This is a genomic window from Arthrobacter jinronghuae (assembly GCF_025244825.1).
In the GTDB taxonomy this organism is placed as follows: domain Bacteria; phylum Actinomycetota; class Actinomycetes; order Actinomycetales; family Micrococcaceae; genus Arthrobacter_B; species Arthrobacter_B jinronghuae.
The window spans coordinates 2,876,499-2,899,572 of the sequence record NZ_CP104263.1; the positions used below are offsets into that span (position 1 = coordinate 2,876,499).

The window sequence follows — 23,074 nt, forward strand, 5'->3', positions numbered from 1 at the left end:
CAGCCGTTAAACACGGCAGGTCCCGCACCCTGGGGTGCGGGACCTGCCGTTGACGCTGCGCTTTACGCGCGGCGCCGGTTGCCTTGGTTAGCGGAAGTCGCTGCCCATGTCGTAGTCATCCAGCGGGATGGCGTGGAACTCGGGGCTCAGACCGCCGTCAACGCCGGCGTAGTCGAAGTCGCTGAAGGCGCTCGGGCCGGTGAAGAGATTGGCCTTTGCTTCTTCGGTCGGCTCGACAGTGACCTCGGTGTAACGGGGCAGGCCCGTTCCGGCCGGGATCAGCTTACCGATGATGACGTTCTCCTTGAGGCCGAGCAGCGGATCGCTCTTGCCTTCCATGGCAGCCTGCGTCAGGACGCGGGTTGTCTCCTGGAAGGAAGCTGCGGACAGCCAGGACTCGGTGGCCAGGGAGGCCTTGGTGATGCCCATGAGTTCCGGACGGCCCGAAGCAGGCTTCTTGCCTTCCGAAACCACGCGGCGGTTCTCGCTCTCGAAGCGGCGGCGTTCGGTCAGCTCACCCGGGAGCAGATCGGAGTCGCCGGACTCGATCACGGTTACGCGGCGCAGCATCTGGCGGACAATAACCTCGACGTGCTTGTCGTGGATGCCCACACCCTGGCTGCGGTACACGCGCTGGACTTCGTCCACCAGGAATTCCTGTGCCTTGCGCGGGCCGAGGATACGGAGGATCTGCTTGGGATCCACCGCACCGAAGACCAGCTGCTGGCCAACCTCGACGTGGTCGCCGTCGGCAACCAGGAGGCGGGCACGGCGCAGGACCGGGTACGCGATTTCCTCGGAGCCGTCGTCGGGAGTGACAACCAGACGCATCTGGCGGTCGGTCTCTTCCAGCGTGACCCGACCCGCGGTCTCGGAGATCGGAGCAACACCCTTAGGCGTACGTGCTTCGAAGAGCTCCTGGATACGGGGCAGACCCTGGGTGATGTCCTCAGCGGAAGCAACACCACCGGTGTGGAAGGTACGCATGGTCAGCTGGGTACCCGGCTCACCAATGGACTGTGCGGCAATGATGCCCACGGCCTCGCCGATGTCCACGGTCTTACCCGTGGCCAGGGAGCGGCCGTAGCAAAGTGCACAGGTACCGACGGCGGACTCACAGGTGAGTACGGAGCGGATCTTGATGTCGGTGACGCCGGCTTCGAACAGCTTGGCGATGAGGACGTCGCCCACATCGTCGCCGCCCTTGGCCAGGACGTTGCCCTGTGCGTCGGTGACGTCGGTGGCCAGCGTACGGGCGTACGCCGAGTTCTCGACCTCTTCGTGCAGCTGCAGTTCGCCGTTGGAGTCCGGAACCGCGATGGTTACGTTCAGGCCGCGCTCGGTGCCGCAGTCTTCCTCGCGGACAATGACGTCCTGGGAAACGTCCACCAGACGGCGGGTCAGGTAACCCGAGTTGGCGGTACGCAGAGCGGTATCGGCGAGACCCTTACGGGCACCGTGGGTGGCGATGAAGTATTCCAGCACCGACAGGCCCTCGCGGTACGAGGACTTGATCGGGCGCGGGATGATCTCACCCTTAGGGTTGGCCACCAGGCCACGGATACCGGCAATCTGCCGGACCTGCAGCCAGTTACCACGGGCGCCGGAGGACACCATGCGGTTGATGTTGTTGAACTCGGGCATGTTCGCCCGCATTGCAGCAGCAACCTCGTTGGTGGCCTTGTTCCAGATGTCGATCAGTTCCTGGCGGCGCTCGTCTTCAGCGATCAGGCCCTTGCCGTACTGGCTTTCAACCTTGGCAGCCTGGGCTTCGTAGCCTTCCATAATGGCCGGCTTGTCGATCGGAGCCGCGATATCGGAGATGGCAACGGTAACGCCCGAGCGGGTGGCCCAGTAGAAACCGGCGTCCTTCAGGTTGTCCAGCGTTGCTGCCGTGACAACCTTCGGGTACCGCTCAGCCAGATCGTTGACGATCGCGGAGAGCTGGCCCTTGTCGGCAACTTCCTTTACCCACGGGTAGTCCGCAGGCAGCGTCTGGTTGAAGATGACCTGGCCGAGGGAGGTTTCGATGAGGGCAGGAGTGCCCTCTTCCCAACCTTCCGGTGCCGGCTGGGTTGCGCTGGGGACGAAGCCGTCCACGCGCATCTTTACCAGTGCGTTCAGGTGCAGCTCGCCCATGTCGAAGGCCATGATGGCTTCGGCCATGGAACCGAACACGCGGCCTTCACCGGCAGCGCCGTCGCGCTTGGTGGTGAGGTGGTGCAGACCGATGATCATATCCTGCGAAGGCAGGGTGACCGGGCGGCCGTCGGACGGCTTCAGGATGTTGTTCGAGGACAGCATCAGGATGCGTGCTTCAGCCTGGGCTTCGGGGCTCAGCGGCAGGTGGACTGCCATCTGGTCGCCGTCGAAGTCAGCGTTGAAGGCGCCGCAGACCAGCGGGTGCAGCTGAAGGGCCTTACCTTCAACGAGCTGCGGCTCGAAGGCCTGGATGCCGAGGCGGTGCAGGGTGGGTGCACGGTTGAGCAGCACCGGGTGTTCGGTGATGATCTCTTCCAGCACGTCCCAGACCTGCGGACGGAAACGCTCGACCATGCGCTTGGCGCTCTTGATGTTCTGGGCGTGGTTGAGGTCAACCAGGCGCTTCATCACGAACGGCTTGAAGAGCTCCAGTGCCATCTGCTTCGGCAGGCCGCACTGGTGCAGCTTCAGCTGCGGGCCAACGACGATGACAGAACGGCCGGAGTAGTCAACGCGCTTACCCAGCAGGTTCTGGCGGAAGCGGCCCTGCTTGCCCTTGAGCATGTCGGACAGCGACTTCAGCGGACGGTTGCCCGGTCCGGTGACCGGACGGCCGCGGCGGCCGTTGTCGAACAGGGAGTCAACAGCTTCCTGGAGCATCCGCTTTTCGTTGTTCACGATGATCTCGGGGGCACCGAGATCCAGCAGGCGCTTCAGGCGGTTGTTGCGGTTGATCACGCGGCGGTACAGGTCGTTAAGGTCCGACGTCGCGAAACGGCCGCCGTCGAGCTGGACCATCGGGCGCAGTTCCGGCGGGATGACCGGAACGGCGTCCAGGACCATGCCCAGCGGGCTGTTCGTGGTGGTCAGGAACGCGTTGACAACCTTCAGGCGCTTCAGGGCACGCGTCTTGCGCTGGCCCTTGCCGTTCTGGATGATGTCGCGCAGGTTCTCGGACTCGGCCTGCATGTCGAAGTCTTCAAGACGCTTCTTGATGGCTTCGGCACCCATGGAGCCTTCGAAGTACAGACCGTAGCGGTCACGCAGTTCGCGGTAGAGGCCTTCGTCGCCCTCCAGGTCGCCGACCTTGAGGTTCTTGAACCGGTCCCAGACCTGCTCGAGGCGCTCGATGTTGTTGTCGGCGTCGCGGCGGACCTTGGCCATCTGGCGGTCGGCGGAGTCGCGTGCCTTCTTCTTGTCGGCAGCCTTGGCGCCTTCGCCCTCGAGGCGGGCAAGCTCGCCTTCGAGGTCCTTGGCAATCGCGGCAATGTCGGAGTCGCGCTGGTCGACGAGGTGCTTGCGCTCCACGTCGTGCTCGGCCTGCAGGTTCGGAAGCTCCGCGTGGCGGTTTTCTTCGTCAACCGAGGTGATCATGTAGGCAGCGAAGTAGATGACCTTCTCAAGGTCCTTCGGTGCCAGGTCCAGCAGGTAGCCCAGACGGGACGGAACACCCTTGAAGTACCAGATGTGGGTGACCGGAGCGGCGAGCTCAATGTGGCCCATGCGTTCGCGGCGGACCTTGGCACGGGTGACCTCGACGCCGCAGCGCTCACAGATGATGCCCTTGAAGCGGACGCGCTTGTACTTACCGCAGTAGCATTCCCAGTCGCGGGAAGGACCGAAGATCTTTTCGCAGAAAAGACCGTCCTTCTCCGGCTTCAGGGTTCGGTAGTTGATGGTTTCCGGCTTCTTGACTTCGCCGTAAGACCAACCGCGGATTTCGTCCGCGGTGGCAAGGCCGATTCGCATGAGGCCGAACGTGGAATCGTTGGACATGGGTCCCTGTTCTCTCTTGTTCTCTAAATCTGAATGTCTCGGGGTACGGAAAGAGCTCTAGGTGACCATCCCACTGGCGCCAGGCGGTCCGGGTTAGGCGGCTTTAATATTCCGTTGCGAGCTCTGCGAGCCGCGGAATTTCGTTGCCGCCGTTCCGGACCGTCCCGGCGCCAGCCGGGACGGTGATACTGCTAAACCTCTTCGACGGAGCTGGGCTCTGCACGGGACAGATCGATACCCAGTTCCTCCGCGGCCCGGAAGACTTCTTCATCCGAGTCACGCATTTCAATCGTGTTGCCTTCGGTGGAGAGGACTTCCACATTCAGGCAGAGCGACTGCATTTCCTTGATCAGGACCTTGAACGATTCCGGAACGCCGGGCTCCGGGATGTTCTCGCCCTTGACGATGGCTTCGTAGACCTTCACGCGGCCATGGATGTCATCAGACTTGATCGTGAGCAGTTCCTGCAGCGTGTAGGCGGCGCCGTACGCTTCCAGGGCCCAGACTTCCATTTCACCGAAGCGCTGTCCGCCGAACTGTGCCTTACCACCCAGCGGCTGCTGCGTGATCATGGAGTACGGACCGGTGGAGCGTGCGTGGATCTTGTCGTCCACCAGGTGGTGCAGCTTCAGGATGTACATGTAGCCGACCGAGATCGGGTCCGGGAACGGCTGGCCGGAGCGGCCGTCGTACATCCGGGCCTTGCCCGAGGCACCGATCAGGCGGTTGCCGTCACGGGTCACGTTGGTGGAGTCGAGCAGGTTGGTGATCTCGTCCTCGCTGGCGCCGTCGAACACCGGGGTGGCAACCGTGGTGGGACCGGTTTCACGGGGCAGGTTCGGCAGGTCCTTGACCCAGTCCGGCTCGCCTTCGATCTTCCAGCCCTGCTTGGCAGCCCAGCCCAGGTGGATTTCCAGGACCTGTCCGACGTTCATTCGGCCCGGAACACCCAGCGGGTTCAGGATGATGTCGACGGGGGTTCCGTCTTCCATGAACGGCATGTCTTCGATCGGGAGGATCTTGGAGATGACGCCCTTGTTGCCGTGGCGGCCGGCCAGCTTGTCACCGTCGGTGATCTTGCGCTTGTGGGCCACGTAAACGCGGACCAGCTGGTTGACGCCCGGGGGCAGCTCGTCGTCGTTGTCGCGGTCGAAGATGCGGACGCCGATGACGGTGCCGGACTCGCCGTGGGGCACCTTCAGGGACGTGTCGCGGACTTCGCGGCTCTTCTCGCCGAAGATGGCGCGCAGCAGGCGCTCTTCCGGAGTCAGTTCCGTTTCACCCTTCGGGGTGACACGGCCGACCAGGATGTCGCCGGCTTCAACCTCGGCACCGATGTGGATGATGCCGCGTTCGTCGAGCTGCGACAGCACCTCCTCGGAGACGTTGGGGATGTCGCGGGTGATTTCCTCGGCACCAAGCTTGGTGTCGCGGGCGTCAACCTCGTGCTCCTCAATGTGGATGGAGGTCAGGACATCGTCGGAGACCATGCGCTGGGACAGGATGATGGCATCTTCGTAGTTGTGGCCTTCCCATGACATGAATGCCACGAGCAGGTTCTTACCAAGGGCCAGTTCACCCTGGTCCGTTGCGGGACCGTCAGCGATGATGCTGTTGACCTCAACCCGGGCGCCTTCGGAGACCAGCACACGCTGGTTGTAGGCGTTGCCCTGGTTGGAGCGCTCGAACTTCATGATCGGGTAGCTGGTCTCGGTGCCGTCGTCGTTCATGACGGTGACGAGGTCAGCGGAAACCTCGGTGACAACACCGGGCTTCTTTGCGGTCACGGAGTCGCCGGCGTCAACGGCGGTGTACTTCTCCATGCCGGTGCCCACGACGGGACGCTCGGAACGGAGCAGCGGCACAGCCTGGCGCTGCATGTTCGCACCCATGAGGGCGCGGTTGGCATCGTCATGCTCGAGGAACGGAATCAGGGCCGTAGCCACCGACACCATCTGGCGCGGGGAGACGTCCATGTACTCGACCTCGTTGGGCTCAACGAGGACGGGCTCACCGGAGCCGCCGCGGGCACGGACGAGGACGAGGTCCTCGGCGAAGTGCTGGTCGGCGCGCAGCGGAGCGTTTGCCTGGGCAATCGTGCGCTCAACTTCGTCATCGGCGGTCAGGTAGTCGACCTTGTCGGTGACTACGCCTTCCTCGACCTTGCGGTACGGGGTTTCGATGAAGCCGAAGGCGTTGATGCGGCCGTAGGAAGCCAGCGAACCGATCAGGCCGATGTTCGGGCCTTCAGGGGTTTCGATGGGGCACATACGTCCGTAGTGGGACGGGTGCACATCTCGGACTTCCATGCCTGCGCGGTCACGGGACAGACCGCCCGGGCCCAGCGCGGACAGGCGGCGCTTGTGCGTCAGGCCGGCCAGCGGGTTGTTCTGGTCCATGAACTGCGACAGCTGGGAGGTTCCGAAGAACTCCTTGATCGCAGCAACGACCGGACGGATGTTGATCAGGGTCTGCGGCGTGATGGCCTCGACGTCCTGGGTGGTCATCCGTTCGCGGACTACGCGCTCCATACGGGACAGGCCCGTGCGGATCTGGTTTTCGATCAGTTCGCCGACGGCGCGGATGCGGCGGTTGCCGAAGTGGTCGATGTCGTCGACCTCGACGCGGATGTCCACGTCGTCGCCGTTGCGCTTGCCCGGAACCGTCTTCTCGCCGGCGTGCAGTGCAACGAGGAACTTGATCATGGCGACGATGTCGTCATTGTTCAGCACCGAAGCATCGGAATCCGTCAGCGGCTTGTCGATGCCCAGCTTGCGGTTGATCTTGTAACGGCCAACCTTGGCCAGATCGTAGCGCTTCGGGTTGAAGTACAGGTTGTCCAGCAGGGTCTGGGCAGCCTCGACCGTGGGCGGCTCGCCCGGACGGAGCTTGCGGTAGATGTCCAGCAGGGCATCTTCGCGGGTTTCCGTCGGGTCCTTTTCCAGGGTGGCCCGGATGGAGTCGTACTCGCCGAAGGTCTCGAGGATCTGGCCTTCGGTCCAGCCCAGTGCCTTGAGCAGCACGGTGACGGACTGCTTGCGCTTGCGGTCCAGGCGGACGCCCACCTGGTCGCGCTTGTCGATCTCAAGTTCAAACCATGCACCGCGGGAAGGAATGATCTTCGCGGTGTAGATGTCCTTGTCACTGGTCTTGTCCGCGGTGCGCTCGAAGTACGCGCCCGGGGAACGGACCAGCTGGGAAACAACAACACGCTCGGTGCCGTTGATGACGAACGTTCCCTTGTCGGTCATGAGGGGGAAATCGCCCATGAACACGGTCTGCTGCTTGATTTCACCCGTGTTGTTGTTCATGAATTCGGCTTTAACGTACAACGGGGCCGAGTACGTAGCGTCCCGGTCCTTGCACTCCGCCATGGTGTACTTCGGGTCGGCAAACTCCGGCTCCGAGAAGCTCAGGGACATGGTGCCCTGGAAGTCTTCAATCGGGGAGATTTCCTCGAAGATGTCAGCCAGGCCGGAAGTGGTGGCAATACCCTGTTCGCCGGTCTCCCGCGCCTTTTCAACGCGCGCCTTCCAGCGCTCGTTGCCGACGAGCCAGTCAAAGCTGTCCGTCTGCAGGGCAAGAAGATTGGGAACGTCAAGCGGTTCGTGAATCTTTGCGAATGAAATCCGGGAAGCTGCGTTCTCCGGATTAGTAGCGGTTTCGTTATTAGAGGTGCTCGAGGCGACCAAGAGGGATCCTTCCACAGACCTTCAGGCGTGTTTCACGCCTCCTCCCCTGCACTATGCGGACCGAGTCCGTGTGCGTCCCGATGTCCGGCATGGGGCCTATCCACAGGTTGCGGATACTGCCCGGCACGGAACGAAGCCCACCGCTATATGAAGGCTGAAGGTTAACAGGAGGAAGCAAATATCCACTATAGGGCATTATGGGCAGACAAGTCTACCCGGTATCTGAACCCTGCTTCGCTCAACCCCTCCGAAAGGACGTTCCGGGGATCGGATTCCCGGGTGACTATCCCGGATCAATCCCGGTCTAATCCCGGAATCGAGGGGGAGCTACAGGCTGCACCGGCGCACCGTTCACGCATCGGATACAGATACCTTACCGCACAACGGCGCTTTTATGCTTGCCGGCATCGTGTGCGGTGCCGCGGACCCCTGTGACGGCGCTCTCCCCCGGCGCGCCGGGGTGGCGTAGCCTTATCCCTGTCTTCAATGACGAATACACCGACGAAAGCGATGCACGAGTGACTAACGCACCCATAAGCACCTCCGTTCCCGAAGTGGTTATTGTCGGGGGCGCACGTACGCCCCAGGGCCGCCTGAACGGCCAGCTGTCCGCCTTCACGGCCGTCGAGCTCGGCGCGTTTGCCATCAAGGGCGCCCTGGATAAAGCCGGCGTCGATGCCGCGGATGTCGACTCCGTCATCATGGGTCATGTGGTGCAGGCCGGCTGCGGCCAGAACCCCGCCCGCCAGGCCTCCATCAAAGCCGGTATCGGCTGGAACGTCCCGGCAGTCACCGTGAACAAGGTCTGCCTGTCCGGCCTGGCTGCGGTGATTGATGCCGCCCGGCTGATCCGCGGCGGCGAGGCCACCGTGGTGGTGGCCGGCGGCCAGGAATCCATGACCCGCGGGCCGCACCTGCTTCCCGGTTCCCGGCAGGGCTGGAACTACGGCAACATCTCCGCACTGGATTCGGTGGCCCACGACGGGCTCACTGATGCCTTCGACAACGATTCCATGGGTATCTCCACCGAGCGGGGAAACACGAAACTGGCCATCAAGCGCCTGGAGCAGGACGAAGTAGCAGCTGCCTCGCACCAGCGTGCGGCAGCGGCGATGGCGGCGGGAGTCTTCGACGCGGAAATCGTTCCCGTGACGGTGCCGCAGCGCCGCGGAGAGCCCCTTGTCCTTACCTCGGACGAGGGCGTGCGGCCCAACACCACCGTGGAGACGCTGGCGGGCCTCCGTCCGGCGTTCGATTCCGAAGGAACCATCACGGCGGGCAACTCCTCTCCCCTGTCCGACGGCGCGGCAGCCCTGATCGTCACGACCCGGGACTATGCCGAAGCCAACGGGTTGAACGTCCTCGCCGCCGTCGGGCTTCCCGGACAGGTGGCGGGACCGGACAACACCCTGCATTCCCAGCCCTCCAATGCCCTCTTCGCCGCTCTCGGGCGGGCCGGCTGGAGCACCTCGGACCTGGACTTCATCGAGATCAACGAGGCCTTTGGCGCCGTGGCGGTCCAGTCCCTGAATGAACTGGGCATGGACCTGGAACAGTGCAACGTGCACGGCGGAGCCATCGCGCTCGGGCATCCGATCGGCGCCTCGGGCGCCCGCCTGGCCCTCACGGCGGCACATGAGCTTGCCCGGCGCGGATCCGGCCGGGCCGGCGTCGCGCTCTGCGGCGGCGGCGGGCAGGGCGAGGCGCTGCTGCTTTACCGCGAAGAGGCGTAACCGCCCCGGAGCAACTGCCCCGGAGCGACCCCTCCAGGTAGAACACAAAAGGCCCCGTTCCTTGCGGAACGGAGCCTTTTGTAAAGCGTTTTTATGCGGTTAGGCAGTAAAAACTACTTGACGGTGACGGTGGCGCCGGCAGCTTCGAGAGCTTCCTTGGCCTTGTCAGCGGCTTCCTTGTTGGCGCCTTCGAGGACGGCCTTCGGAGCGCTGTCAACCAGGTCCTTGGCTTCCTTCAGACCCAGCGAGGTCAGGGAGCGAACTTCCTTGATCACTGCGATCTTCTTGTCGCCGGCAGCTTCGAGGATGACGTCGAATTCGGTCTTCTCTTCAGCGGCTTCAGCGGCACCGGCAGCGGGGCCGGCAACTGCAACAGCAGCAGCGGTGACGTCGAACGTCTCCTCGAAGAGCTTCACGAAATCGGAGAGCTCGATGATGGACAGTTCCTTGAAAGCTTCAATGAGCTCTTCGTTGGTGAGCTTCGCCATGGTGTGGCGTCCTTCCTATAGTTGGTGCACGCAGGCACCGGAGATTGATGGAGAAGAGGATTTACTCTTCGGTGGCTGCTTCTGCTGCCGGAGCTTCTTCTGCAGCGGCCGGAGCCTCTTCTGCAGCGGAGGCAGCGGGGGCGCCGCTTTCCTCTTCAAGCTTCATGCGCAGTGCATCAGCCGTGCGGGCGAGCATGGACATCGGTGCCTTGAGGACACCGGCGACGCGTGCAAGCTGGAACTCACGGGACTCAAGGGCAGCCAGTGCGGCTACGCCGGAGGCATCCAGGGCATTGCCCTCGAAGACACCGGTCTTGATGATGAGCTGCGGGTTGGTCTTTGCAAAATCCGTCAGGCTCTTTGCAGCTGCAACTGCGTCACCCTTGATGAAGGCAATTGCAGTAGGTCCGGCAAGCTGGCCTTCGAACGCGTCGATGCCGGCTTCCTTGGCTGCAATGCCAGTCAGGGTGTTCTTTACGACCGAGTACTTGGTGTCCTGGCCGAGCGAACGACGCAGCTCCTTGAGCTGTGCAACGGTGAGCCCGCGGTATTCGGTTAGGACAGCAGCGGTCGATTCCTTGAAATCGGTGGTGATTTCCTCGACTGCTGACACCTTTGTTGGCGTTGCCATAACCCTCCTTCCGGGGAAATAGTGCCGGTGGATCGGGTCCCGAACATAAAAAACGCCCCGGGCAGATGCACGGGGCTTCACTCTACGGACACACTGGGGTTCCGGAGTTCAGTTCGTTCACCTGCGCAGGCCGCCCTATCAAGGGACTTTCGGATGTTTCTCCAACCGGGTTCCACACGTGGAGGGCTGAAGGTTCAGCCTTACGGTGGGATTGAATGCACATCGACCGACGGTCTTTGGTAGTTCCAGAGTACGGGAGAATCCGGCAGGGAACAAATCCCCCTGCCGGGGCCTGGACGGTCTGCAGCCGCACCCGGATGTCAGCGGGCAGAGAGCTCCTTTTGCCACTCCCCGGAGTAACCGATGGCCCGGAACCCCAGCTGCTCGTTGATGGAGAGCATGTGGCGGTTTTCCTCGGCGTTCCAGGTGTAGACCCTGAGGGCTTGGGGAACCACTTCCCGGAGGCGGACCAGGTTCGCTGCCTTGAGCAGCATGCCCAGCCGGTTCCCCCGGTGGCTTTCCAGAACAAGGGTGTCGTCCTGGTAAGCCACGGCGGGGTTATTGCGGAAAACCTCCAGGACGGTGTGGCCGGCAAGTTCACCGGTGGCAACATGCCGGACGGCGCTGACCAGCACCTCGGCGTCCATGTCGCGGGCCAGGCCCTCGGCTTCCCGCACCCGGGCTTCATCCCAGGCTTCTTCCGCAAGGTCCAGCCCGCCCATTGGTGCATCGGTGCTCATCTTCTGCCGCAGCCGCGCGTAGGCCTCCACGAGGTCCTCCGGACAGGCGCCGCTCCAGAACTCGAGTTCGTACCCTGCACCCGCGGCCGCCCCGGCCTGCTGCAGCACAGCTGCACCGGCGGCAGTGCTTCCCAGCTCGAGCCGACTGATCCGGTCCACCAACTCCAGCCGGAATCCGAGCCCTGTGGCAAATGCGGCTGCGGCGTCCTGCGGGATCGTTGACGCCGTGCCGGTGACCGGTCCAGCCGTGTCACTGGATAGGAGATGGTCCGTCTCCGCCATCAGCATCCGGCGGTTATCCGCCGCTGCCAGCTTTTCGGCTGCGGCATAGAGCTGTGTCCCGACCCCTTGGCTGCGGGCCGAAGGAGCCACGACCACGTTGACGGTCCCGGTATGGAGGTTGTCCGTAAGCGGCAGGTTGACCAGGGCCACACCCACGATCGGTCCCCCGGGCCCCCTCCCGGGACGGGCAGCCAGGATCTCGCGCCGACGGGTTTCCGTGCTGCGCCGGCCCGCCAGCTGGGCCTGCGGCGGGCCGTAGAAGTCGTCATTGCCCCAGAACTCGCGCAGCTGGGCATTCAGCAGCTCGGCAACGGTGAGAAAATCCTCCGCCCCCGGTGCGTCCAGGCTGTCCGGAACGGCAATCGGGTCAATGGAGACCGGAGTTTGTGTCATGGACCACATCCTGCCGTACGGACTCCCCGGAACCAAAAGCTGACACCCGGAAACAAAAAGAGCGGCCCCAGCCTAAGGCTGCGACCGCTCTTCGGGGGAGCAATCCCCAGGTACTACTGCTGACTATGCGTCGGCGAGAACCTTGGTGACGTTCGGGTCAACGCTGATGCTCGGGCCGAACGTGGTGGACACGGTCGCCTTGGAGATGTAGCGGCCCTTGGCTGCCGACGGCTTGAGGCGAAGGACCTCTTCCAGTGCTGCTGCGTAGTTCTCAGCCAGCTTCTGGGCGTCGAAGGACACCTTGCCGATGATGAAGTGCAGGTTGGAGTGCTTGTCGACGCGGAAGTCGATCTTGCCACCCTTGATGTCCGTGACAGCCTTCGCCACGTTCGGGGTAACCGTACCGGTCTTCGGGTTCGGCATGAGGTTACGCGGGCCGAGCACGCGGCCCAGGCGGCCGACCTTGCCCATCATGTCCGGGGTAGCCACTGCGGCGTCGAAGTCGGTCCAGCCTGCTGCAACCTTTTCGATCATGTCATCGGAACCAACGAAGTCGGCGCCGGCAGCGATTGCTGCTTCAGCCTTCTCGCCGGTTGCGAAAACGAGGACGCGGGCCGTCTTGCCGGTGCCGTGGGGCAGGTTGACCGTGCCGCGGACCATCTGGTCGGCCTTACGGGGGTCAACGCCCAGGCGGAAAGCCACCTCAACGGTTGCGTCGAACTTGGAAGGATTGGTGTCCTTCGCCAGCTCTACAGCCTCGACCGGTGCGTACAGCTTGTCCGCATCGATCTTGGCTGCAGCTGCTTCATATGCTTTGCTGCGCTTTGCCATCTGCTTTTTCTCCTTGTGCAGTTGTGGTCTGTCGGACCGCGCCGGGCCCTGCCACGCGCCGTCGCCCGTCAGGGGCGGCGGCAGTTATGTGAATTGTGAAACGAGTACGGGGACTTAGCCCTGTACCGTGATGCCCATCGAACGGGCGGTGCCGGCGATGATCTTGGCAGCTGCCTGAACATCGTTGGCGTTGAGGTCTTCCATCTTCATGGTGGCAATCTCTTCGACCTGAGCCTGGGTCAGGTTGGCAACCTTGGAGGTGTGCGGGGTCGCGGAACCCTTGGCAACACCGGCGGCCTTCTTGATCAGCTGTGCAGCCGGAGGAGTCTTCGTGATGAAGGTGAAGGAACGGTCTTCGTAGACGGTGATTTCCACCGGGATAACGTTGCCGCGCTGGGATTCCGTTGCAGCGTTGTACTGCTTGCAGAATTCCATGATGTTGACACCGTGCTGGCCAAGTGCCGGACCAATCGGAGGAGCCGGGTTGGCGGCACCTGCGTTGATCTGCAGCTTGATGAGGCCGGTGACCTTTTTCTTGGGGGCCATGAAAGGGTCCTTCTCTAAATTATGTTCCCGAAGGACAGGAGCGTCCGTCCGGGGTGGTGGCCGCCATGGCTTGGCGGCCGGACGCTGCCTGCAGGTTAAAGCGGACCTGCGGACAGCGAAATCTATAAGCTACTGGAGCTTGGTGACCTGGCCGAAGCCGAGGGTTACCGGCGTTTCACGCTCGAAGATGGTCACGAGGACCACCAGCTGCTGGGATTCGGGCTTGATCTCGGAGATCGTGGCCTGGAGCGTTTCGAACGGGCCTTCGTTGACCGTTACGGGCTCGCCGATCTCGAAGTCAACGGCAATGTTGGAGGACTGCTGCTGTGCGGGCTTGCCGGCCTCGGTCTTCGGGGAAACGATGGTGTGCTCGAGCATCGAGTACACCTCGGAAAGGCTCAGCGGAGTCGGGTTGTGGGCGTTGCCCACGAAGCCGGTGACGCCGGGAGTGTGACGGACAACGCCCCAGGACTCGTCGGTGAGGTTCATGCGCACCAGGACGTAGCCGGGAATGCGGACGCGGTTGACGATCTTCCGCGTGGTGTTCTTGATCTCGACGACTTCTTCCATCGGGACCTGGATTTCGAAGATGTCCTCTTCCATGTCCAGGGTCTGGATGCGGGTCTCAAGGTTGGACTTCACGCGGTTTTCGTAGCCGGCGTAGGAGTGGATGACGTACCAGTCACCCTCCTGGCGGCGCAGCTTTGCCTTGAAGGCAACAGCCGGATCTTCCTCGGGCTCAGCGTCTTCTGCGGAATCGGCAGCCTCTTCGGATGCGATTTCTTCGTCTGCCGAAGCATCAACAGCAGCGGGCGCCTCGTCGACGTCGGCTGCGGCCATCTGATCCTCGGTATCCAGATCAGCGTTGTCATTGATCTGTGATTCGAGTTCTTGCTCGGACACGTAGATTCCTGCTTTCTTCTTCAGAGCACTATCGGGTTTGTCACTAGCTCATGGTCTCCGGTTCAACGTCCAGCGGACGGAACCTTAGGTCTCTGGCTAGCTTTCGCCGCCGCCCGAGCCGAAGATCCACAGTGCGCCCTTGCCAAAGGCAAAGTCGAGAGCCGTAACGATAAGCATCATCACCATCACGAACGCGAGGACAACGAGGGTGTACCTCAGCAGTTCCTTGCGGGTGGGGGTGACCACCTTTTTCAGCTCGGCAATCACCTGGCGCAGGAAGAGAGCTATACCGGCGAAGAACCCGCGCTTCTTGGGCCCGCTGGAGGGGTGTCCCTTGGAGCTGCTGGCAGCTGTCTCGGTCACCTTCGCCTCACTCATCTGTGTCGGTTCACAATCGCAGCAGGTGCTGGGACTGCTCATTCCATGAAGGACTGCTGAGCTGCCGGAAATGACAGTTCTGCGCAGGGCAGACAGGACTCGAACCTGCAACCTGCGGTTTTGGAGACCGCTGCGCTACCAATTGCGCCACTACCCTATGGAGGAAAACTCACCCTACCGCCACCATTGTAGCCGCAACGAACCGGAGACTATTTCCCCGACCGAAAGGCACAAAGCAGCGTGGTGTGCTCAACCACCGAAGAACCAGTCTACGCAAACTTTGCCGTCCCGTCGAACCGGCCCTGTCCACGGAGTGCCGCGCTGACCTGCGGCGGGGATTCCGAGCGCCTAAACTGGGGGGACGCCGCCGTCGTCCGGCAGGACCGACGCGGCCAACGTAAGCCGCCGCCACACACCAGACGGGAATCCCATGTCTTCCACCGGCCGTATTTCAGAGCGCATCGCATCCATTGCCGAGTCCGCAACCCTCGCAGTGGATGCCAAGGCCAAGGCATTAAAGGCCGCCGGGCGCCCGGTGATCGGTTTCGGCGCGGGTGAACCGGATTTCCCCACCCCGGACTACATCGTCGACGCCGCCGTCGACGCCGCGCGCCAGCCGCGTTTCCACCGCTACTCCCCCGCCGGCGGGCTCCCTGAGCTCAAGAAGGCCATTGCCGCCAAGACCCTGCGGGACTCCGGCTACGCCGTCGACCCGGCCCAGGTCCTGGTGACCAACGGCGGCAAGCAGGCCGTCTACGAATCCTTCGCCACGCTGCTGAACCCGGGCGACGAAGTCCTGGTTCCCACCCCCTACTGGACCACGTACCCGGAGGCCATCCGGCTCGCCGGCGGTGTTCCGGTAGAGGTTTTCGCCGGCCCGGAGCAGGGTTACCTGGTGAGCGTCGAGCAGCTTGAGGCCGCCCGCACCACAGCCACCAAGGTCCTGCTCTTCGTTTCCCCCTCCAACCCCACAGGTGCCGTGTACCCCGCGGAACAGGTGGCCGAAATCGGCCGCTGGGCAGCGGAGAACGGGCTGTGGGTCATCACGGATGAAATCTATGAGCACCTGACGTACGACGGCGTGCCCTTCACCTCGATCGCCACTGCGGCACCGGAGCTGGGCGACAAGGTTGTGGTGCTGAACGGCGTGGCCAAGACCTACGCCATGACCGGCTGGCGGGTCGGCTGGATGATTGCTGCGGCTGACGTCATCAAGGCCGCCACCAACCTGCAGTCCCACCTGTCCTCCAACGTGTCCAACGTGTCGCAGATGGCCGCACTGGCCGCTGTGTCGGGACCGCTGACGGCCGTGGACGAGATGAAGCAGGCCTTTGACCGGCGCCGGCGCGCCATGGTGGCGGCCCTGAACTCGATCGACGGCGTCGAATGCCCCATGCCCGAAGGCGCGTTCTACGCCTATGCGGATGTCCGCGGCCTGCTTGGGCGCGAGTTCCCGGGCAAGGAAGGCCCCGTCCGGCCGCAGACTTCGGCCGAGCTGGCGGCACTGATCCTCGACACCGTTGAGGTTGCAGTGGTTCCGGGTGAAGCCTTCGGCCCTTCGGGCTACCTGCGCCTCTCCTACGCCCTGGGCGACGAAGACCTCGCCACCGGGATGGAGCGGCTGCAGGACTTCCTCGGCAAGGGCCGGTAAGGACTGCTAGAGCAGCCGGCGGTCCGCGGCCCAGCGGGTGAGCTCGTGGCGTGAGGAGAGTTGGAGCTTGCGCAGCACCGAGGAAACGTGGGTTTCCACCGTCTTCACGGAAATGAACAGCTCGCGGGCCACCTCTTTGTAGCTGTAGCCGCGGGCGATCAGCCGCATGACCTCGAGCTCACGGGCCGAGAGGCGGTCCAGCTCGTCATCCACTGCAGCCACGCTCGCCGTGCCGAAGGCGTCCAGCACGAATCCCGCCAAGCGCGGCGAGAACACCGCGTCACCGCCGGCCACCCGCAGGACGGCGTCGGAAATCTCCGGACCCGAAATGGTCTTGGTGACGTAGCCGCGGGCACCGGCCCGGATGACCGTGACCACGTCTTCGGCGGCATCGGAGACGCTCAGCGCCAGGAACCGGGTCACTCCCAGCAGCCCGGCGCACCCCGCCAGCACTTCCGCTCCGCCGCCGCCGTTGCCGCCGGGCAGGTGGACATCGAGGAGAACGACGGCGGGACGCCGGGCCGTGATCGCTGCAACCGCGGTTTCGACGCTGTCCGCTTCCGCCACCACGTTGATGCGGGCGTCGAGGTCCGCACGGAGCCCGGAGCGGAAGATGGCATGGTCATCAACCACGACGACGTCGATCGGCGGCGAGGGGTGGATTGTCATTGAGGTTGTGCTCCGTTGCTTGATACGCGGTTATCCGTCGAGGGGATCTTCTGTGCTGCGCCGGCGTCTGCCGTACTGCCGTTCCGTGGGCTGCCGTTGCCAGTGCTGCCGTTGCCCGTGCTGTTTGCTGCCCCGGGTACGTCGTCACGGGAACCGTTTTCCGTGCCTTTCGGCAGCGGCAGCACCAGCCGGACCTCCGTGCCGTCGGCAGTGCTGCGGATAGCCGCACTGCCCCCTGCACGCTGCATCCGTCCGATGATGGATCCCCGCACGCCGATCCGGTCAGCAGGCACGGCATCCAGGTCGAATCCGGAGCCGCGGTCCCGCACAAAGACTTCAAGCTGCTCCGGCCTGCATTCAACATAGACCGAAACCGTGCCGCCGGCATGCTGGGCGGCATTCAGCATGGCAGCCCGCGTAGCGGAGGCCAGAGCTTCAGTCCGCTCATCCAGCGCGGCGTCCGAGACTGCCACCAGCTCAATCGGGTGGCCGTAGGCGTCCTCGATTTCTGCTGCAATCCGGCGCATGCATTCCACGAGGTGGTCTTCGGCCCGGGCACGGTCGGAATACAACCACTGCCTCAGCTCCCTTTCCTGGGCGCGGGCAAGGCGGATGACGTCCTGCTCGGACCCGGCGCGCTTCTGGATCAGGGCCAGGGTCTGCAGGACCGAATCGTGCAGGTGGGCCGCAATTTCGGCCCGCTCCGTCTGCCGAATCCGTCCGGACCGCTCGGCTTCCAGGTCCCGCCAGTGCTTTATCGCCCACGGAGTGAACACCAGTGCCACGCCGGCCAGCACCGCGGCGGAGGCCAGCAGCCCCGACATCAGGACATCCCAGCTCACCGCGCCCGAGACCACTACCAGCACACCGGCGACCACCAGCAGGAGGCCCGCCGCCAGGCGGATCAGCCCTGAGGCCCGGTCAGCTCCGGCACTGTTCATCAGCCCGGCCCGCCGGCTCTCGTCCAGCTGCATCCATGCCAGCACCGCGCCGCCGGCGATGGCGGCGACGGGAACAAACAGCCCCCAGTTCAGGTTGGCACCCAACCGCTGGGCAATAAAGGCCGCTGCCACCAGCAGCAGGGCAAGGCCCGCCGCAACCTCCCGGTGCCCGGTCTTACCCGGCTGCGGGGTGGGGACTGCACCTTCCCGAAGCTGCCTCGCGTAGTTTTCGGCGATACTGCGCGGGTTGGCGGATACCTGTTCCTTCTTCTCCTGCTCCTCCTGAGTGGGAACCATGATCCACAGCCACCCGTAGAGGATGAAGCCGCTTCCAGCGCCAAGCACCAGCACGGCCATAACGATCCGGGTCAGCTTCACGGGCCAGCCCAAGTGCGCGGCCAGCCCGGCGCAGACGCCGGCAATGATCCGTTCGCGGGGACGCACCAAGGGTTCTCTCATGGACCTATCCAAACACGGGGAAGCCGCCGTACACCGGCCCTGACGGCAATAATTCCCGATCTTCAGGGGCCGTTCAGGGGCGGGTCAGGGTAGTCCCTGATGCAGGATGGCTGCAGCCGGAGAAGACTGGAGGCATGAACCCTTCCCCATCCCCTGATTCCGGGGCCCCAGACCCCGCAGCGCAACCTTCCGCTGAACATGGGCCGGCCCCCGCGGGCAGCCATGCGGCAGGCAACGGCTCCACGCACACCGGTTCAGCCGCGGGAGGAACCGGCGCACCGTCATCCGGCGGATTCCACAGCGGTTTCTTTCACTGGGTCCGATCCCTTGGCATCCCGCGCGGCGGGGACCGGTGGTTCGGCGGCGTCGCGACCGGGATCGCGGCACGCACCGGGCTGGACCCCGTGCTTGTCCGCGGACTGTTCATAGTCCTCGGCGCTTTTGGTATCGGGTTACTGGTTTACGGAGTCGCCTGGGCGCTGCTCCCGGAACCGGACGGCCGGATCCATCTCGAAGAAGCGATCCGCGGCGACTGGACATCCGGCATGACCGGAGCACTCATTTTCGCCATCCTCGGAATGGGCGGTCCCGGTGCCTCCTTCCTCGGCGCAGACGGCTGGTTCGGCGCCGTCGTTTGGACACTGTTCTGGATCGGCGCGGGCGTGGCCGCTGTGTACTGGTTCTCCACGGGCAAGGGCCGGTTCCATCTTTCCGGCCAGGCAACCGGCGCGGATGCGTCCGGCGACCCGGGTACCACCGCCTCCGCTCCTCCCACCGGTACCAACGCTTCGGGAGCCCCCGGGAAGCCCGTATCGCTTGCCAAACCGGGCATTGCCGCCACCGGCACCGCCCCGGCCGGTTCCCCGTCTGCCGGCAGCACGGTCCCCTTCACTGCTGTACCCCACGAATTTGCCGCCCCCGCCGGACCGGCTCCGTCGCCGGCACCCGATTCAAAGCAGAACGCGGAACGCGCCGCTAAGGCAAAACGTGTCCCGGGAGCCCCCGGGTCCTTCGCCGCGGCCCTGTTCGGTGCCGCCCTGCTGGCAGGTGGAACGGTCCTCGCCCTGGACTACGTCAACGTCCTTGCCCTGGCCGCACCGCTTTCCGTTGCCTTGGCGGCGGCCGCTGCCGTCCTGGGCCTCGGCATCGTGATCCTGGGCGTGGTCGGCAGACACTCCAGCGGGATCGGCACGGCGGCAGTGGCAGCACTCGTCGCCTCCCTCCTGACCCAGGGCAGCATGGTCAACGACAACCTGTTGGTGGCCAGCAACGCGGACTGGGTGCCCCGCGACGCTGCCCAGGCAGGCGGCGGCTACACCGTGATCGCCGCCAACGGGACAGTTGACCTCCGCGAAACCGAGACTTCGGGGAACTTCGAGGTCCCGGCCAGCGTCGCCGCCGGGAACCTCGCCATCCTCGTTCCCGACGACGCGCCGGTAACCATCCGGTTCGGCATGGCTGCGGGAAATGTCGAGGTAAACGACGGGGCGGACCGGCGGGAATACAGCGGACTGTGGCAGCCGTCCGACGAGCGCACCCTTAACGACGGCGCCGACGGAGACCGGATCACCATTGACGTCCGCGGACTCGCGGGCAACGTACTAGTCACGACTGAAGAAAGCGATCTCTAGCCATGGAACAGGACAACGAGAGGGACTATCTGGGCCGCCAGTACGGGCCCGAAAGTTACGAAGCCCCGGACCGGGAGATGCCGCCGGCAGCCGCAGACCCGGGTCCGGCCAATACCGAAGCAGGACCGGTGGCCCCCCGCGGCGCCGCTGCACCGGCGGCGGATACCCATGACTCCCCCGACGCCGTTCCGCCCCGCGCACTGCAGGTAGGCACGGTGGTGTGGGGCCTGGTCCTGACTGTCCTGGCCGTCCTCCTGCTCCTGGTGAACACCGTGAACCTTTCGGTGGATCCCGTCCTGCTGGTCCTCTGCCTCACCCTTGGTGCGGGGCTGGCGCTCCTGCTGGGCGGGTTCCTTTCCGGCCTTCAGCGCAGCCGTTCCCGCTGACGCGGACCCGGTCACCGTATCCGCGGACCGGCACTGGTATTTCCCTATTTCAACACCATCAGATAAGGCTTAGTACATGGAAAAGTTCTTCAGCATCGTGCGCTCCTCCCCGGTTAAAAGGCAGAGGGGCTGGGTCGGCGGAGTCTGCGCCGGCCTTGCCGCAACCTACGGGTGGGATGTTTCCCTGGTCCGGATCGGCGTCCTCCTCAGTTTCCTGCTGCCGTTTGTAGGCCTGGGCACATACGTCGTGGCATGGCTGCTGCTGCCGAAGACGGACGGAACCATCATCCTGCAGCGCCTGGTGAGCCCCCGCGCTTAGTCCTCCACGGATCTGCTGGCTAGAATCAAAGCCAGGACCTAACAACCGCCAGCAGATCCAGGGGTAATGACATGAAGATCGGTATCCTCACCAGCGGAGGGGACTGCCCCGGGCTGAACGCGGTGATCCGCGGTGCCGTCCTCAAAGGCATCAAGGAATACGAGGACATCGAGTTCGTCGGTTTCCGTGACGGCTGGCGCGGCGTGGTGGACGGCGACATCATGGACCTGCCCCGCTCCCGTGTCCGCGGCATTTCCAAGCAGGGCGGGACGATCCTCGGGACGTCCCGCACCAACCCGTTTGAAGGTCCGAACGGCGGGCCGGAGAAGATCAAGGCCACGCTGGACCGCCTCGGGATCGACGCCGTTATCGCCATTGGCGGTGAAGGCACCCTCGCAGCCGCCCAGCGGCTTACGGACGCCGGCCTGAGAATCGTCGGCGTGCCCAAGACCGTGGACAACGATCTTGATGCCACCGATTACACCTTCGGGTTCGATACCGCAGTGGAGATTGCCACGGAGGCCTGTGACCGCCTGCGGACCACCGGTGAATCCCACCACCGCTGCATGGTGGCTGAAGTCATGGGCCGGCATGTGGGCTGGATTGCCCTGCATTCCGGCATGGCAGCCGGTGCCCACGCCATCCTGATTCCCGAGCACCCGGTCAGCATCGAACAGATCTCCCAGTGGGTCAGCGATGCCCGCGACCGCGGCCGTGCCCCGCTGGTGGTTGTGGCCGAAGGTTTCGTCACCACGGATATGGAGATGCCGCACTCGGAGCGTGGCCTGGACAGTTTCGGCCGCCCGCGGCTGGGCGGCATCGGCGAACTGCTGGCTCCCGAAATCGAGGCGCGGACCGGCATTGAAACCCGTGCCACGGTTCTTGGCCACATCCAGCGCGGCGGTGTACCAACGGCCTACGACCGGGTCCTTGCCACCCGCCTGGGCATGGCCGCAGTGGATTCGGTGGTGGACAGCCTGTGGGGAACCATGGTGTCGCTGCACGGTACGGACATTGTCCATGTGGGCTTCGAAAAGGCCCTCGGCAATCTCAAGACCGTTCCCGAGCACCGCTACGACGAGGCCGCCATCCTCTTCGGCTAGGCGGGGCCGGGTTCTGCCCGCCCGCCGTCTGCCGCGCCCTGCCGTCGGCGTACGGATTCCGTCAGGCATGCTGTGTATTTGCTGAGGATTCCGTATGCTTCGGCAGGGCGTTTGCATGCGTGTGCATGCCGCGGTGTAGGTTGAAAACCATGAATCTGGACTCGGGAACCATCGCGATCATCCAGCTGGCCTGGTCCCGCCATCTGGGCCTGGCGGATAATGCCCTGGCGGAAACGGACACCGGCGAACGCATCTACAGCGTTCAGGAACAGGCTGACACAGCATGCTTCCTGCGCCTTTTCGGTGCCGAGGTGTTCAGCGGCCCCGAATGGGCTGCCGACCGCGCCAGGACCCAAAGCGCCGCGCAGCTCACCCGTCATTCAGGGCTTATCCAGATGTCCATGGAACACGGCGGACGGGTCCTGGGCGCCGAGCAGCTGTTTTTCGCCGACGCTTTCCCGAGCGTCATTCCACTCGACGAGCTTGCCGTCAGCAACGAACCCGCTCTCGCCGTCGCCCTGGAGCGCCTGTGTCCTCCGGATGACGTCGCGGAGGCCGGCCTCGCGGAGAAGGAAGAAGTCTTTGTCCTGGTGGACGATTCCCAGGACGAACCACGCCCTGTGGCAGGTGCGGGATACAGCATCACCGACGGAATCCTGGCGGACATGAGCGTGCTGACCGCCCCGGGCCACCGGCTGCGCGGGCTGGGCAGCTACATCAGTTCGGTGGCCCTCGAGGACGCCATGGCAGGCGGCTTAATCCCCCAGTGGCGGGCCCGTCTGGACAACGTGGGCGCCGCCAGGACCGCAGTCGGGTCCGGTTTCATCCCCGCCGGAAGCCGCACCTCCGTGGCCCTGAACGCCTAGGCGCTACGCACCCGCCCTAGCCGAGCAGGTCCAGCATTTCCTGCCGCTTGAAGAACCCGGCGGTATCCCGCCCGGTGGGCGATCCGGCGTCGGGATCCGCACCCGCTTCCGCCAGGATCCGGAAAATCTCTACGTACCCCTTGAACGCGGCACCGGCAAGCGGGGTCTGGCCGCGGTCATTCTGCGTGTTGACGTCCGCACCGCGTTCCACCAGCAGTGCGGTCAGCTCCGCGTGGCCGTGGTACGAGGCCAGCATCAGCAGGTTGTCTCCCGAGCTGTTCGTCAGGTTCACGGGCACGCCGGCGTCGAGGTAGCGGCGGATCCCTTCGGTGTCGCCTGCACGCGCAGCATCAAAAACCATGCCTGCGAGTTCAATAACGTCATCATCGATCTGGGGGCGGGATTCGGGGGTGCTCATGGCGCTCCTGGAGGTATTGATTTTTCTGGCTGTCAA

The 23,074-nt window shown here is 64.2% G+C and carries 19 protein-coding genes and 1 tRNA gene; 7 read left to right on the plus strand and 13 right to left on the minus strand.

Annotated features, from left to right (window positions below; all coding sequences use genetic code 11):
- Positions 1–87: 87 nt before the first annotated feature.
- Together N2K98_RS13480 and rpoB are read right to left on the minus strand one after the other, a co-directional pair.
- Positions 88–3,978: a DNA-directed RNA polymerase subunit beta' gene (locus tag N2K98_RS13480; RefSeq protein WP_255796983.1), complete on the minus strand. Its 3,891-nt coding sequence runs from the start codon at positions 3,976–3,978 to the stop codon at positions 88–90.
- A gap of 191 nt (positions 3,979–4,169) precedes the next feature.
- Positions 4,170–7,670, minus strand: a complete 3,501-nt coding sequence (gene rpoB / locus N2K98_RS13485; protein ID WP_255796982.1) for a DNA-directed RNA polymerase subunit beta — start codon at positions 7,668–7,670, stop codon at positions 4,170–4,172.
- Positions 7,671–8,188: 518 nt separating this feature from the next.
- Here rpoB and N2K98_RS13490 point away from each other — a divergent pair.
- Positions 8,189–9,403 (plus strand): acetyl-CoA C-acetyltransferase, encoded by a 1,215-nt coding sequence (locus tag N2K98_RS13490; RefSeq protein WP_255865006.1) that lies wholly within the window; start codon positions 8,189–8,191, stop codon positions 9,401–9,403.
- Positions 9,404–9,516: 113 nt separating this feature from the next.
- On the opposite strand, the gene rplL is transcribed toward N2K98_RS13490, so the two are convergent.
- The 8 genes from rplL to N2K98_RS13530 all read right to left on the minus strand — a co-directional run bounded on the left by rplL (position 9,517) and on the right by N2K98_RS13530 (position 14,752).
- Positions 9,517–9,891, minus strand: coding sequence for a 50S ribosomal protein L7/L12 (rplL, locus tag N2K98_RS13495; RefSeq protein WP_227918771.1), 375 nt, complete (start codon positions 9,889–9,891; stop codon positions 9,517–9,519).
- Between the two features lie 61 nt (positions 9,892–9,952).
- The gene (gene rplJ, locus N2K98_RS13500) at positions 9,953–10,522 is read right to left on the minus strand and encodes a 50S ribosomal protein L10 (protein ID WP_227918774.1); all 570 of its coding nucleotides are present in this window, start codon (positions 10,520–10,522) and stop codon (positions 9,953–9,955) included.
- Between the two features lie 320 nt (positions 10,523–10,842).
- A complete protein-coding gene (locus N2K98_RS13505; RefSeq protein ID WP_255865005.1) occupies positions 10,843–11,937 on the minus strand; it encodes a GNAT family N-acetyltransferase in 1,095 nt (364 codons plus the stop codon).
- 123 nt (positions 11,938–12,060) lie between these two features.
- Positions 12,061–12,768 carry a 50S ribosomal protein L1 gene (rplA, locus tag N2K98_RS13510; RefSeq protein WP_227918778.1) on the minus strand — a complete coding sequence of 236 codons (708 nt, stop codon included), beginning with the start codon at positions 12,766–12,768 and terminating at the stop codon, positions 12,061–12,063.
- Between the two features lie 114 nt (positions 12,769–12,882).
- Positions 12,883–13,314 (minus strand): 50S ribosomal protein L11, encoded by a 432-nt coding sequence (gene rplK / locus N2K98_RS13515; RefSeq protein WP_229950038.1) that lies wholly within the window; start codon positions 13,312–13,314, stop codon positions 12,883–12,885.
- Positions 13,315–13,443: 129 nt separating this feature from the next.
- Complete coding sequence (nusG, locus tag N2K98_RS13520) at positions 13,444–14,217, minus strand: transcription termination/antitermination protein NusG (RefSeq protein ID WP_255796979.1); 774 nt, start codon at positions 14,215–14,217, stop codon at positions 13,444–13,446.
- Positions 14,218–14,313: 96 nt separating this feature from the next.
- Positions 14,314–14,595 carry a preprotein translocase subunit SecE gene (secE, locus tag N2K98_RS13525; RefSeq protein ID WP_229950040.1) on the minus strand — a complete coding sequence of 94 codons (282 nt, stop codon included), beginning with the start codon at positions 14,593–14,595 and terminating at the stop codon, positions 14,314–14,316.
- Positions 14,596–14,679: 84 nt separating this feature from the next.
- Positions 14,680–14,752, minus strand: a tRNA-Trp gene (locus N2K98_RS13530).
- 273 nt (positions 14,753–15,025) lie between these two features.
- Here N2K98_RS13530 and N2K98_RS13535 point away from each other — a divergent pair.
- Positions 15,026–16,246, plus strand: a complete 1,221-nt coding sequence (locus N2K98_RS13535) for a pyridoxal phosphate-dependent aminotransferase (RefSeq protein ID WP_255865004.1) — start codon at positions 15,026–15,028, stop codon at positions 16,244–16,246.
- 6 nt (positions 16,247–16,252) lie between these two features.
- Here N2K98_RS13535 and N2K98_RS13540 read toward each other — a convergent pair whose 3' ends face one another.
- Together N2K98_RS13540 and N2K98_RS13545 are read right to left on the minus strand one after the other, a co-directional pair.
- Complete coding sequence (locus N2K98_RS13540; RefSeq protein WP_255796977.1) at positions 16,253–16,915, minus strand: LuxR C-terminal-related transcriptional regulator; 663 nt, start codon at positions 16,913–16,915, stop codon at positions 16,253–16,255.
- A complete protein-coding gene (locus N2K98_RS13545; protein WP_255865003.1) occupies positions 16,912–18,315 on the minus strand; it encodes an ATP-binding protein in 1,404 nt (467 codons plus the stop codon). Before N2K98_RS13545 ends, N2K98_RS13540 begins: the two co-directional genes overlap by 4 nt.
- A gap of 134 nt (positions 18,316–18,449) precedes the next feature.
- Here N2K98_RS13545 and N2K98_RS13550 point away from each other — a divergent pair, with 134 nt between their 5' ends.
- The 5 genes from N2K98_RS13550 to N2K98_RS13570 all read left to right on the plus strand — a co-directional run bounded on the left by N2K98_RS13550 (position 18,450) and on the right by N2K98_RS13570 (position 22,620).
- Complete coding sequence (locus N2K98_RS13550) at positions 18,450–19,946, plus strand: PspC domain-containing protein (protein WP_255865002.1); 1,497 nt, start codon at positions 18,450–18,452, stop codon at positions 19,944–19,946.
- Positions 19,947–19,948: 2 nt separating this feature from the next.
- The gene (locus N2K98_RS13555; protein ID WP_255865001.1) at positions 19,949–20,332 is read left to right on the plus strand and encodes a hypothetical protein; all 384 of its coding nucleotides are present in this window, start codon (positions 19,949–19,951) and stop codon (positions 20,330–20,332) included.
- A 76-nt stretch (positions 20,333–20,408) separates the two neighbouring features.
- A complete protein-coding gene (locus tag N2K98_RS13560) occupies positions 20,409–20,651 on the plus strand; it encodes a PspC domain-containing protein (protein ID WP_255796973.1) in 243 nt (80 codons plus the stop codon).
- A 71-nt stretch (positions 20,652–20,722) separates the two neighbouring features.
- Positions 20,723–21,754, plus strand: coding sequence for a 6-phosphofructokinase (locus tag N2K98_RS13565; protein WP_255865000.1), 1,032 nt, complete (start codon positions 20,723–20,725; stop codon positions 21,752–21,754).
- Positions 21,755–21,903: 149 nt separating this feature from the next.
- A complete protein-coding gene (locus N2K98_RS13570) occupies positions 21,904–22,620 on the plus strand; it encodes a GNAT family N-acetyltransferase (protein WP_255796971.1) in 717 nt (238 codons plus the stop codon).
- Positions 22,621–22,636: 16 nt separating this feature from the next.
- On the opposite strand, the gene N2K98_RS13575 is transcribed toward N2K98_RS13570, so the two are convergent.
- Positions 22,637–23,038 (minus strand): ankyrin repeat domain-containing protein, encoded by a 402-nt coding sequence (locus N2K98_RS13575; protein ID WP_255796970.1) that lies wholly within the window; start codon positions 23,036–23,038, stop codon positions 22,637–22,639.
- Between the last annotated feature and the right edge of the window lie 36 nt (positions 23,039–23,074).